This is a genomic window from Shimia aestuarii (assembly GCF_900114635.1).
GTDB lineage: Bacteria > Pseudomonadota > Alphaproteobacteria > Rhodobacterales > Rhodobacteraceae > Shimia > Shimia aestuarii.
The window spans coordinates 543320-555509 of sequence record NZ_FOTQ01000001.1 but is presented as its reverse complement, the minus strand read 5'-3'; the positions used below and the strand labels follow the sequence as shown (position 1 = coordinate 555509).

9 protein-coding genes and 2 tRNA genes are annotated in these 12190 nt (G+C 60.9%); 7 read left to right on the top strand and 4 right to left on the bottom strand.

The window, feature by feature from the left end:
• Window positions 1-60: 60 nt before the first annotated feature.
• Window positions 61-1395 carry an 8-oxoguanine deaminase gene (locus BMZ35_RS02815; RefSeq protein WP_093090676.1) on the top strand — a complete coding sequence of 445 codons (1335 nt, stop codon included), beginning with the start codon at window positions 61-63 and terminating at the stop codon, window positions 1393-1395.
• Between the two features lie 47 nt (window positions 1396-1442).
• On the opposite strand, the gene BMZ35_RS02810 is transcribed toward BMZ35_RS02815, so the two are convergent.
• Together BMZ35_RS02810 and BMZ35_RS02805 are read right to left on the bottom strand one after the other, a co-directional pair.
• A tRNA-Gly gene (locus BMZ35_RS02810) sits at window positions 1443-1517 on the bottom strand.
• 154 nt (window positions 1518-1671) lie between these two features.
• A tRNA-Gly gene (locus tag BMZ35_RS02805) sits at window positions 1672-1746 on the bottom strand.
• 123 nt (window positions 1747-1869) lie between these two features.
• Between BMZ35_RS02805 and BMZ35_RS02800 the strand changes: the two genes are divergently transcribed.
• From BMZ35_RS02800 to BMZ35_RS02790, 4 genes are all read left to right on the top strand, one after another.
• Window positions 1870-2238: a hypothetical protein gene (locus BMZ35_RS02800; RefSeq protein WP_093090674.1), complete on the top strand. Its 369-nt coding sequence runs from the start codon at window positions 1870-1872 to the stop codon at window positions 2236-2238.
• Between the two features lie 30 nt (window positions 2239-2268).
• Complete coding sequence (locus BMZ35_RS20845) at window positions 2269-2409, top strand: hypothetical protein (RefSeq protein ID WP_165609989.1); 141 nt, start codon at window positions 2269-2271, stop codon at window positions 2407-2409.
• 92 nt (window positions 2410-2501) lie between these two features.
• Window positions 2502-3365 (top strand): glycosyltransferase family A protein, encoded by an 864-nt coding sequence (locus tag BMZ35_RS02795; RefSeq protein WP_131814313.1) that lies wholly within the window; start codon window positions 2502-2504, stop codon window positions 3363-3365.
• A 32-nt stretch (window positions 3366-3397) separates the two neighbouring features.
• Entirely contained in the window at window positions 3398-4237 is an 840-nt protein-coding gene (locus tag BMZ35_RS02790; RefSeq protein WP_093090670.1) for a hypothetical protein, read from the top strand.
• Window positions 4238-4288: 51 nt separating this feature from the next.
• Here BMZ35_RS02790 and BMZ35_RS02785 read toward each other — a convergent pair whose 3' ends face one another.
• The gene (locus BMZ35_RS02785) at window positions 4289-7732 is read right to left on the bottom strand and encodes a pyruvate carboxylase (protein WP_093090668.1); all 3444 of its coding nucleotides are present in this window, start codon (window positions 7730-7732) and stop codon (window positions 4289-4291) included.
• Window positions 7733-7967: 235 nt separating this feature from the next.
• On the opposite strand from BMZ35_RS02785, the gene BMZ35_RS02780 reads away from it, so the two are divergent.
• Entirely contained in the window at window positions 7968-8426 is a 459-nt protein-coding gene (locus BMZ35_RS02780) for a rhodanese-like domain-containing protein (protein WP_110680240.1), read from the top strand.
• Here the strand turns inward: BMZ35_RS02780 and BMZ35_RS02775 are convergent.
• The gene (locus tag BMZ35_RS02775; protein ID WP_093090664.1) at window positions 8423-9556 is read right to left on the bottom strand and encodes an alpha-hydroxy acid oxidase; all 1134 of its coding nucleotides are present in this window, start codon (window positions 9554-9556) and stop codon (window positions 8423-8425) included. The genes BMZ35_RS02780 and BMZ35_RS02775 overlap by 4 nt on opposite strands.
• A gap of 132 nt (window positions 9557-9688) precedes the next feature.
• Here BMZ35_RS02775 and BMZ35_RS02770 point away from each other — a divergent pair, with 132 nt between their 5' ends.
• Complete coding sequence (locus BMZ35_RS02770; protein WP_093092504.1) at window positions 9689-12124, top strand: ATP-dependent helicase; 2436 nt, start codon at window positions 9689-9691, stop codon at window positions 12122-12124.
• The last annotated feature ends 66 nt before the right edge of the window (window positions 12125-12190 follow it).

The following is a 12190-nucleotide window of genomic DNA, read 5'->3' as shown; positions in this document are numbered from 1 at the left end:
GTCGGTGCCCATTCACACTTCGTAACCGAAGCGGGCCATATGAAGTGTGAAGGGACCGTTATGGCTGAAACTCTCATCAAATCTTGTGAAACCGTTCTGACCATGGATGATGCGCGCCGCGAGATGTCGGCGTGCGATATCCGCGTTCGTGACGGGATAATCGTGGAAATCGGAATAGGGCTGGAAAGCGACGGTGAAATCGTTCTGGCCGAAGGCTGCGTGGCGACGCCCGGATTGGTGAACACCCACCATCACCTTTATCAGACGCTGACGCGTGCGGTGCCGGGGGGGCAAGACGCGCTGCTGTTCGGGTGGTTGCAGACGCTCTATCCGATCTGGTCGCGTTTCGGGCCGGAAGAAATGTTCGTTTCGGCGCAGATCGGATTGGCCGAGCTTGCCTTGTCGGGCTGCACGCTGTCGTCGGATCACCTGTATCTTTACCCCAACGGCACGCGGTTGGATGACACGATTGCCGCCGCACAGGAAATCGGAATGCGATTTCACCCGACGCGCGGCGCGATGAGTATTGGCGAAAGCGATGGCGGCTTGCCGCCTGATGTGCTGGTCGAGCGCGAGTCGGACATTCTCAACGATGCAATCCGGGTGATCGACGCTCATCACGATGCGCGCGAGGGGGCGATGGTGCGGATCGGTGTCGCGCCCTGTTCGCCGTTCTCGGTGAGCCGCGAGTTGATGCGGGATGCGGCCATTCTGGCGCGGGAAAAAGGGGTCATGTTGCACACCCACCTGGCTGAGAATGACGAGGATATTGCGTATTCTCTTGAAAAATTCGGGTGTCGGCCCGGTCAGTATGCCGAGGAACTGGGGTGGACCGGAGAGGACGTCTGGCATGCGCATTGCGTCAAGCTGGACGGGCAGGAGATCGATTTGTTTGCGCGTTCTAAGACCGGGGTGGCGCATTGCCCCTGTTCGAATTGCCGCCTTGGCAGCGGTATCGCGCCGGTGCGCGCGATGCGGGATGCAGGTGTTCCCGTCGGGCTTGGCGTAGATGGATCAGCCAGCAATGATACGGGCAACCTCGTCGTCGAGGCGCGGCAGGCGATGCTTTTGCAGCGCGTGGCGCGCGGCGCGGACGCGATGAGCGCGCGCGAGGCGCTGGAGATTGCGACGCGGGGTGGGGCCGAGGTTCTGGGTCGCCATGATTGCGGGCAGATTGCCGTGGGCAAACGCGCCGATATCGCGCTTTGGAATGTGTCGGGCGTGGAGAGCGCGGGCAGCTGGGACAAGGCGGCGCTTTTGCTGGCCGGACCGACCCGCGTGCGGGATCTGTTTGTCGAAGGGCGTCAGGTGGTGCGGGATGGGACGGTGACAACCATCGACCTACCGCGTGTGATCGAGCGGCAGAATGCGCTGGCGCAGAAACTGGCTTCCTGAAACGCGAAAGGCGCAGAGCCAAGCTCTGCGCCTTTTCGAAGACCTATTGGAGCGGGCGAGGCGATTCGAACGCCCGACCCTAACCTTGGCAAGGTTATGCTCTACCCCTGAGCTACGCCCGCATCCTTAGGTGAGGCGTGAGATAGCCCCAGCGGCGGGCGACTTCAAGGGCAAAAATGATGATTTTTTCGAGTGCGAATTCAGGGCATGAAAAAGCGAAAAGGCGCAAGGTTGCCCTTGCGCCTTTTTCACTGTCCCTCGCGACTGGAGGTTTGTTGGAGCGGGCGAGGCGATTCGAACGCCCGACCCTAACCTTGGCAAGGTTATGCTCTACCCCTGAGCTACGCCCGCTTCCTTGGGTGAGGCGTGGAATATAAAGAGTCGGGTTAGGCCGCAAGGGGTAAAATGGTCTGGCGTCAAAAAAAATAGCCTGAACAGACGACGGAAAGGGGCGCGCTGCGCGTATGAGGTCATATGACAGAAGAGGTTTCCAAATTCAGCCGCCGAGGAATTGTTCTGGGTGCACTGGCATGGCCCTTGGCCGGGCTGGCGCATTCCGGCCATGGAGTGGGATTCGTCGTGGCGGACGTCACCCTTCGGCGGGTGCGCGGCCAGACAGCGAGCCTGGTTGTCACCCTGTTCAACAGGGGAGAATCGGTCGTGAAGCTTGTTGGCGCGCAGGTGGATGGTGCCGCGGGAGCCATGCAGGCGGTCGAGCTCAAATCCGGCGCGCTGGTGGAGGTTGATCTGGCAATGACCTTTGATGGGGCGGTGCCAGCGGTTTTCACGGTGGTTCTGGATTTTGCGGAGCATGGAGAGATTCCGGTGGCGGTCTTTCGCTGACCGGGGAAGGAATTGAAGAGGACAAGAGGGATGTTCAAGGCAGAGAATGTACGGGTGGTCATGCTGGCGTTTGCGATCATGCTGGGTTTCGCGGCAAGTGGCGATTTGCGGGCCGACCCCAGCCACCTGTGTCCGGGAGAGGGCATTGCAGTGCAACTTGGAAGCGGTTGACGCGATTGCAAAAATACCGCCCGTGCGTGACTTGACCGTTTGGCGCGGCGTGGTAGGGACATGGGCAAGGAAAATTGCAAAGCCCCGAGCGCGTGTCCCAGAGATATATCATTACCCTGTCTTCCATTCCGCCGCGGTTTGGCCAGTTGCGGCCAACGCTGGAAAGCCTGCTGAACCAGACGGTCCCTGCCGAACGGGTGATCCTGTATCTGAATCGCCGGTATCGTCGCTTCCCCGACTGGGACGGCGCGCCGCCCGAGGTTCCCGAGGGGGTCGAGATTCGCTGGGTGGACGAGGATTGGGGCCCGGCGACCAAGATCCTGCCCGCCTTGCGGGACTTTGCCGGTCAGGATGTAGACCTGTTTTTCTGTGACGACGACCAGGAGTATCGCCCCTATCTGCTGGAGCGGATGCTGAAGGCGCGGGCAGCACGTCCCGAAGACTGCATCGCGATCAGCCCGATGGATGATTATCCGGCCCCTGTGGGGAAAGCCCGCAGAAGTGACAAGCGCCACCCGCATGTTCTTCGGCTTTGGAAGGCGACCAATGTCGGGTTTCACCTGCGTGACAAGTTGTGCCGGATCGGGGCATGGCTGAAGAAGCGCCCCTATGTGCAGCCAGCGCGGCGCAACATCTTGCGCACCGGGTACGCGGACGGGTTTGAAGGCTGGATGGGAGTTCTGGTGCGTCCCGACTTTTTTGCCGAAGAAGTGTTTGATATCCCCGAGTTTGCATGGCCGGTGGACGATGTCTGGCTGTCCGGGCATGCCCGCCGCAAGGGACATTGGCCGTGGATCATCGGCGGGTTCGGCGAGCCGATTCTCGAACCGTGGAGCGCCGAGGAGCATAACGGCGAGACCGCATTGCACCGGGCGGTGTTCGGCGGTTCGGATCGTGACGATTCCAACTTGGAAGTTGTACGTTATTTCCAGGAAACCTATGGCCTCTGGACGTGATCACGCCATGATGCGGTGAAAGGACCAAGCCCGTGCGCCCTTATGTGATCAGCCTGACCTCGATTCCATCGCGGTTTGCACATTTGAACCAAACCCTGAAGGGGCTGGTACGCCAATCGGTGCCGCCGCTGGCGATCCATGTCTATATCCCCGAAACCTATCGCCGGTTTCCTGACTGGGACGGGCGGTTGCCCGAGGTTGTGGAGGGTGTGACGATACGGCGTTGTCCCCAAGATTTTGGACCAGCCACCAAGGTTCTGCCCGCGCTCAGGGACTATGCCGGTCAGGATGTGGATATCCTGTTTTGCGACGACGAGATGCGCTATCCGCGGCGCTGGGCATCGTGGTTCCTGCGGCAAAGACAGCGCCAGCCCGAAGCCTGTATCGCGCTGGTGGGTGAAGATATTGCCGATATTCCACGCGCAGAGCGGACCGACGCCGTCGCGCCCAGGCCGCTGGACCTGTGGAAGGTCACGAATCCTGAACAGTGGATCAAGCGTGGGATCGAAGCCTTTGGGCAGCGCTGGCTGGGCTGGCCGATGCGCCATTTGGGGCGGCGGCTTTACCTGACCGGGGGATTCCTCGACACGTTTCAGGGGTTTGGCGGGGTCATGGTGCGCCCGCATTTCTTTCCAGAGCAAGTGTTTGATATCCCCCCAGTCCTTTGGGCTGTCGACGACCTTTGGTTGTCGGGTATGGCCAAGGTTGGAGGACATCCGGTGTGGGTTATTCCAATGCGCCCATCTCCGAATTCCCACCCGCATTACAAGGCGGATGCGCTGCATGAAGCGGTGATCGACGGGCATGACCGTGATGAGGCAAACCTGTTTGCCGAACGCTATATGCGCGACCATTACGGTATCTGGAAATGACAACGCCCCGCCGGGTTGGGCGGGGCGTGCGAGGTTGGCTTTCTACCGGGATCAGTCCAGTTCGACGAGGAGGTCCTTGGCGTCGATCTGGCCGCCTGCCTGAACGTGCAACGCCTTGACTGTGGCGTCGCGTTCGGCGTGGATACCGGTTTCCATCTTCATGGCTTCGATGGTCAGAAGAAGGTCGCCTTCCTTGACCTGTTGGCCGGCGCTGACCGCAACCGAGGCCACGACCCCCGGCATCGGCGCGCCGACATGGTTGGCATTGCCCTCTTCCGCCTTGGGGCGTTGGATGGTCGAGGACTTTACCAGACGGTTGGGCACGCGGATGGTGCGGGGCTGGCCGTTAAGTTCGAAGAAGACCTTCACTTCGCCGTTCTCGTCGGTTTCCCCCAGCGCCTGCAGGCGGATTTCCAGCGTCTTGCCGGGATCGATTTCGGCCGTGATTTCTTCGCCGGGCTCCATGCCATAGAAGAAAGTTCGTGTCGGCAGGGTGCGGACCGGACCGTAGGTGCGGTGGCGACCCATGTAGTCGAGGAAGACTTTGGGATACATCAGATAACCATTGAGATCTTCGCTATCGACCTTGAAGCCCTCGAGCTCCTCGACCAGCGCGGCGCGGGTGGCTTCGAGATCGACTGGCTCTAGATGTTTGCCGGGGCGCTCGGTGTTGGGTTTCTCGGACTTGAGCACCTTTTTGACGATGGTGTCAGGGAAACCGCCGGGGGGCTGGCCCAGGTTGCCGCGCATCATGTCGATGACCGAGTCCGGGAAAGCGACGTCGGTCTTGGGGTCTTCGACGTCGGCGCGGGTGAGGCCCTGAGAGACCATCATCAGCGCCATGTCACCCACGACCTTGGAAGATGGTGTCACCTTGACGATATCGCCGAACATCATGTTCACATCCGCATAGGACTGAGCGACCTCGTGCCAGCGTTCTTCAAGGCCAAGGCTGCGGGCCTGTGCCTTGAGATTGGTGAACTGGCCACCGGGCATCTCGTGCAGGTAGACTTCGGAGGCCGGGGCCTGCAGGCCGCTTTCAAAGGCCGCATACTGACCACGCACCGCTTCCCAGTAATTCGAGATTTCGCGCACGGCCCCAATATCGAGATCGCTTTCGCGATCGGTAAAGCGCAGCGCCTCGAGGATGGAGCCAAGCGTGGGCTGCGAGGTGTTGCCCGAGAAGGCGTCCATGGCGGCGTCGACACAATCGACCCCTGCGCGCGCGGCGGCGAGAACGGTGGCAATGGCGGCGCCGGACGTGTCGTGGGTGTGGAAGTGGATCGGGATGTCGACCGCATCTTTCAGGGCAGGGAACAGGACTTCGGCGGTGGGCACTTTCATCAGCCCGGCCATGTCCTTGATGCCCAGCACATGCGCGCCCGCGGCTTCCATTTGCTTTGCCATATCAACGTAATAGGCGATATCATACTTGGAGCGGGCCGGGTCGAGCGCGTCGCCGGTATAGCAGACGGTGCCTTCACAGATTTTGCCGTTTTCCTGCACCGCATCCATGGCAACGCGCATGTTCTCGACCCAATTGAGCGAGTCGAAGACGCGGAAAACGTCGACACCAGTTTCGGCGGCCTGACGAACAAATTCCTGCACCACGTTGTCGGGGTAGTTGGTGTAGCCCACGCCGTTGGAGGCGCGCAGCAGCATTTGCGTCAGGATATTGGGCATGGCTGCGCGGATATCGCGCAGGCGCTGCCACGGGCATTCCTGAAGAAAGCGATAGGCCACGTCGAAGGTCGCACCGCCCCAGCATTCCACCGAGAAGAGCTGTGGCAGGTTGGCGGCATAGGCCGGGGCCACCTTGATCATGTCGATTGAGCGCATCCGGGTAGCCAGAAGCGACTGGTGCCCGTCGCGCATGGTTGTGTCGGTAAACAGAAGCTGTTTCTGCGCCTTCATCCAGTCGGCAACAGCCTTGGGACCCTTCTCGCTAAGAAGGGTACGAGTGCCTGCCGGGGGCGTGTCCACGCGGCGTTCCGGGCAGCGGGCCGGTTTGAGGTCTTCGGCGGGCATCGGGCGGCCCTGCACCTCGGGGTGACCGTTCACCGTGATGTCGGCGATATAGGTCAGAACCTTGGTGCCGCGGTCGCGCCGTTTCTTGAACTGGAAAAGCTCCGGGGTCTCGTCGATGAACTTGGTGGTGTATTGGTTCGTCAGGAATGTCGGGTGTTTCAGCAGGTTCTCGACAAAGGCGATGTTCGTCGAGACGCCGCGAATACGGAACTCACGCAGGGCGCGGTCCATGCGGGCGATGGCCTTTTCCGGTGTCGGGGCCCAGGCGGTGACCTTGGTCAGTAGCGAGTCATAGTAGCGCGTGATGACGCCGCCCGCGTAAGCCGTGCCGCCATCCAGACGGATGCCCATACCGGTGGCCGAGCGATAGGCGGTGATACGGCCATAATCGGGAATGAAGTTGTTCTGCGGGTCTTCGGTGGTGATCCGGGTCTGAAGGGCATGTCCATTGAGGCGGATGTCGTATTGCGACGCCTTGCCGGTGGCTTCGGCGATGGATTTGCCTTCAGCGATCAGGATCTGGGCCTGCACGATGTCGATACCGGTGACTTCCTCGGTGACGGTGTGTTCCACCTGCACGCGTGGGTTGACCTCGATGAAGTAGAATTTGCCGGTTTCCATATCCATCAGGAATTCGACGGTGCCGGCGCATTCATAGTTCACATGGGCGCAGATCTTGCGGCCCAGTTCGCAGAGTTCTTCGCGCTGCGCTTCGGAAAGATAGGGGGCCGGGGCGCGCTCCACGACCTTCTGGTTGCGGCGCTGGACCGAGCAGTCGCGCTCGTAGAGGTGATAGATATTGCCCATCTTGTCGCCGAGGATCTGAACTTCGACGTGACGGGCGCGGGTGATCATCTTTTCAAGGTAGCCTTCGCCGTTGCCAAAGGCGGCTTCGGCCTCGCGACGGCCTTCGAGCACTTTTTCCTCGACCTCGTCGGGCCCGTGGATCGGGCGCATGCCGCGCCCGCCGCCGCCCCAGGAAGCCTTGAGCATCAGCGGATAGCCAATTTCTGCGGCTTCCTTGCGGATGGCCTCCATGTCATCGCCCAGCACCTCGGTCGCGGGGATGACGGGTACCCCAGCCTGGATCGCGACCTTGCGGGCGGATGCCTTATCACCAAGCGCGCGCATGGTCGCGGCCTTGGGGCCGATGAAGGTGATGCCGTTCTGTTCACAGGCGTCCACGAATTGCGGGTTCTCGGACAAAAGCCCATAGCCGGGGTGGATCGCGTCGGCACCGCATTCCTTGGCGACACGGATGATTTCGTCAATCGAGAGGTAGGCCGCGACGGGCCCCATGCCTTCGCCAATGCGATAGGCTTCGTCCGCCTTGAAACGGTGCAGGCCAAGCTTGTCTTCCTCGGCAAAGACCGCGACAGTCTTTTTACCCATTTCATTGGCGGCACGCATCACGCGGATGGCAATTTCGCCACGGTTGGCAATCAGGATCTTGTTGAAGTCGGTCATGGGCAGGCTCCCCCCTCTTCGGTGTCTGTCCGGTTGTTCGCTGCGCGCACCCTAAGGGGGTGCTGCAGCGCAGCGCAATACCAAGTCCTACGTATTTTGTTACATTTCTGTAGGGTTTCGTTCCGCGTTCAGTCTTATGGCACACGAATAAGTGACGTCACGCTCTTTGCGACCTGTTGATTACGATTCACGCCTGTGGCAGTTGTTACATGCTTGGTTTGGAATGTGAGTTGCCATGAATCGTAGAACGATGATCCTTGGGCTGGCTGTGCTGCCAGTGATCCCACATGTTGCATCGGCGAACCCGTTGAAGATTTCCGCCGGTGAAGCATTGTCGGAGGTCCGGGATGACAAGCTCATCCTGATTGATGTGCGCCGCCCGGAAGAGTGGCAATCAACTGGCGTTGCCGAGGGGGCTTGGCTGCTTGACATGACGCACAAGCAGTTTGGTCCACGTTTCCTGGCCGTGCTGGAGCGCAACCCGAACCACAAGATCGCCATCATCTGCCGAACCGGGAACCGAACCGGGTATCTGATGAAGGTCTTGGCCGAAAACGGAATCTCTGGCGTGTTGGATGTGTCCGAGGGTATGGCTGGCGGGCCAAATGGCAGGGGGTGGATCCCTTCCGGGCTGCCGCTGCAATCCGCGGAAGAAGCGCTTGACGCGATGCCGAAAGATCTGACCAAGGGCTAAGGCATCAGGCAGTTCGCGACGGGGTCGAGGGTTTCGAGACCCATCTGCCCCATGTTTGCGATCAGGTCCTTTTGTAGAATGTCGATAAGGTGATCCGGGCCTTTGGCGCCAAGCGCGGCGAGGGCATAGTGAAAGCCGCGCCCCATCATCACGAAATCCGCGCCCAAGGCATGGGCGCGCAGGATATCGAGGCCGGTTTCAAAGCCGCTGTCGACGATCAGGGGCAGATCAGTGGCCGCCCGAATCGTGGGGAGCACATCAATTGTGGCAGGGGCGGCGTCGAACTGGCGACCGGCGTGGTTTGAAATCCAGAGCGCGTCAACACCGGCTTCTTGCAACTTTGGTGTGTCTTCGGGACGCATCACGCCCTTGACCAAAAAGGGTCCGTTCCAGTGATCGCGCAGCCAGTGCAAATAATCCCAGTCGGGCGAGGTGCGCAGCAGGTATCCGGCGTGGGCGGTGGAATCCATGCCGGTAAGGTTCCCGGCATATTCGTCGATCAACCGCATGCGCGGCATGCCCTGTTGCAGGGTGCCAAGCGCCCATGCCGGGCGCATTGCGACCTGTGCCAGCAGGCGTGGGGTCAGGCGTGGCGGGGTGGTCAGGCCCGAGCGCACCTGTCGTTCGCGCCGGCTGGCGACGGGAACATCCACGGTCAGGATCAGGGTGGTGAACCCGGCGCGTTTTGCGCGAGCCAGCATATCCTTGCGAATCTCGGTGTCGCGAGGCGGGTACATCTGGAACCAGCCATGCGCACCGAGATGCGGGGCGATGGCTTCGGGTGTCTGGCTGGCGACGGTGGAAAGACAATAGGGAATGTTCAGGCGCTTGGCGGCGGCGGCCAAGAGGCGTTCGGCATCGGGCCAGATCAGGCCGGACATGCCCACGGGGGCAATGCCGATGGGCAGCGGGAACGACTGATCCAGAAGGGAGGCGGAAGTATCCGGTGTGATCTCGCCGTGCAGGATCGACGGCTGAAACAGGATTTGATCCAGCGCAGCACGGTTGCGGGCCTTGGTCCGCTCGTCACCGGTGGCGCTGTCGAGGAACTCCCAGACAAACTTGGGAATCCGGGTGCGCGCGCGGGTGCGCAGATCGCTGAGCGCGGGATATGTGCTGTGCAAGTCCATATCTCTTTGTTGGCTTTGCGCGGGCGGCTTGTCCAGAGGGGGCGAGATGTTTGGGGGGAATCGTAAAATGTGTGCAGAACATAGAGAGAACGAAGCTTTAACGTGGTTCCGCTTTGCGCTATTCTGGCGCGCATGAGCAGTTTTGACGAATTCGACGCCTTCGAAGGCGCTTCTCTTTCGGCTCGCGCCATGGCGGCGCGGCCGATGCCCTATCTTGACGAGTTGAATCCGGCCCAGCGTGAGGCGGTGGAGCAGCTGGACGGGCCGGTGTTAATGCTGGCCGGGGCAGGCACGGGCAAGACCAAGGCGTTGACCGCACGGATAGTACATTTGCTAAACACCGGGAAGGCGCGGCCGAACGAGATTCTGGCGGTGACCTTTACCAACAAGGCCGCGCGGGAAATGAAGAACCGCGTCGGCAACATGCTTGGCCACCAGATCGAGGGCATGCCGTGGCTGGGAACGTTCCATGCGATCTGTGTGAAGCTGCTGCGGCGGCATGCGGAGATGGTGGGGCTCAAGTCGAACTTCACGATTCTGGACACGGATGATCAACTGCGTTTGCTCAAGCAATTGGTGCAGGCGGCCGGTATTGACGACAAGCGCTGGCCTGCGCGGCAGTTGGCGCATCTGATCGATAGTTGGAAGAACCGAGCGTTGACACCCGAGACCCTGCCAGCGGCGGATCATGGCGCCTATAACCACCGCGGCGGAGAGTTGTATGCGCAGTATCAGCAGCGCTTGCTGGAGCTGAACGCGGTTGATTTCGGCGATTTGCTGCTGCATGTGGTGACGATTTTCCAGAAGCACCCGGATGTATTGGCGCAGTATCAGCGCTGGTTCAAATACGTGCTGGTGGACGAGTATCAGGATACCAACGTGGCGCAGTATTTGTGGTTGAGGCTGCTCGCGGGCGGACACAAGAATATCTGTTGCGTCGGTGATGACGACCAGTCGATCTATGGCTGGCGGGGTGCCGAGGTGGGCAATATCCTGCGGTTTGAAAAGGATTTTCCCGGCGCGCATGTGGTGCGGCTGGAGCAGAATTATCGCTCGACCGAGCATATCCTGAAGGCGGCGTCGAATGTCATTCGCGGCAATGAGGGGCGGTTGGGCAAGGAGCTTTGGACCGAGGCCGAGGGCGGTGAAAAGGTCCGTCTGATTGGCCATTGGGATGGCGAAGAAGAAGCACGCTGGATCGGGGAAGAGATCGAGGCGCTGCAAGGTGGTACGCGGGGGATGTCGCCCGTTGGGCTGGACGAGATCGCCATCCTCGTGCGGGCGTCGCACCAGATGCGCGCGTTTGAGGATCGGTTCCTGACGATTGGGCTGCCATATCGGGTGATTGGCGGGCCGCGGTTCTATGAGCGGATGGAGATTCGCGATGCCATGGCCTATTTCCGGCTGGTGGTGTCGCCCGACGACGATCTGGCCTTTGAGCGGGTGGTGAACACGCCCAAGCGCGGGCTCGGCAATGTTGCGCAGCAGAAGATTCAGACCTGTGCCCGGGCCAACGGAGTGAGCCTTGTGGAAGGCGCGCGTATCCTGCTTGAGGAAAAGGGACTGGGCGGCAAAGGCGCCAAGGAGCTGGCGCTGTTTCTGGACGGGTTGGAGCGCTGGCGGCGGCAGGGCATGGCGCCTGTGGTCGAGGTGCCGTTGGACGATGACGCGGTTGTGGATGATGAAGCCACGGTGACGGCGACGCGGTTGCAGGAGGGCAAGCCCGAGCTGTCACATGTGGAACTGGCGCAGGTCATTCTGGACGAATCCGGCTATACGGCGATGTGGCAGAACGACAAGACGCCCGAGGCGCCGGGGCGGTTGGAGAACCTCAAGGAACTGGTCAAGGCCCTGGAATCCTTTGAGAACCTTCAGGGATTTCTGGAGCATGTCAGCCTGATCATGGACAATGAAAGCGATGATGCGGAGCAGAAGGTGAGCATCATGACGCTGCATGCGGCCAAGGGCCTGGAATTTCCGGTGGTGTTCCTTCCCGGTTGGGAAGACGGGCTGTTCCCGTCGCAGCGCAGCATGGATGAGACCGGGCTCAAGGGGCTCGAGGAAGAGCGGCGGCTGGCCTATGTCGGGATCACGCGCGCCGAAGAGCTTTGCACGATTTCCTTTGCCGGGAATCGGATGGTGTTTGGGCAATGGCAGTCGCAGATGCCGTCGCGTTTTATTGATGAGTTGCCCGAAGAACATGTCGAAGTGCTCACCCCGCCGGGGCTTTATGGTGGGGGCTATGGTGCGGCTTCGGCGCGGCCGGTGGCCTCGGCGCTGGAAGAGCGGGCAACACGGGCGGATGGGTATAATTCGCCCGGCTGGAAGCGGATGCAGGCGCGTGCCGGTCAGTATGGCACCAGCCAGCCGCGCGAGAGCAAGCAGTCCGCGATCGATTTGCAGGCAGTGTCGAGCTTTACCGTCGGGGACCGGGTGTTTCATCAGAAATTTGGCTATGGCGTGATCACGGATATCGAGGGCGACAAGCTGAACGTGGCCTTTGAAAAGGCCGGAGAAAAGAAAGTGGTGGCGCGTTTCGTGACCGCACCGGATGACATCCCGTTTTGAGGCGCGCAGCTTTGACCCCGCGTCCGGATTGACAAGGGGGGGCGGTCCGCGCCCTGTTGAAGGCAG

What these genes read in the sequence shown, in the direction of transcription:
- BMZ35_RS02815 (WP_093090676.1), top strand. Translation starts at nt 61, where the DNA reads ATGGCTGAAACTCTCATCAAATCTTGTGAAACCGTTCTGACCATGGAT.
- BMZ35_RS02800 (WP_093090674.1), top strand. Translation starts at nt 1,870, where the DNA reads ATGACAGAAGAGGTTTCCAAATTCAGCCGCCGAGGAATTGTTCTGGGT.
- BMZ35_RS20845 (WP_165609989.1), top strand. Translation starts at nt 2,269, where the DNA reads ATGTTCAAGGCAGAGAATGTACGGGTGGTCATGCTGGCGTTTGCGATC.
- BMZ35_RS02785 (WP_093090668.1), bottom strand. Translation starts at nt 7,732, where the DNA reads ATGACCGACTTCAACAAGATCCTGATTGCCAACCGTGGCGAAATTGCC.
- BMZ35_RS02780 (WP_110680240.1), top strand. Translation starts at nt 7,968, where the DNA reads ATGAATCGTAGAACGATGATCCTTGGGCTGGCTGTGCTGCCAGTGATC.
- BMZ35_RS02775 (WP_093090664.1), bottom strand. Translation starts at nt 9,556, where the DNA reads ATGGACTTGCACAGCACATATCCCGCGCTCAGCGATCTGCGCACCCGC.
- BMZ35_RS02770 (WP_093092504.1), top strand. Translation starts at nt 9,689, where the DNA reads ATGAGCAGTTTTGACGAATTCGACGCCTTCGAAGGCGCTTCTCTTTCG.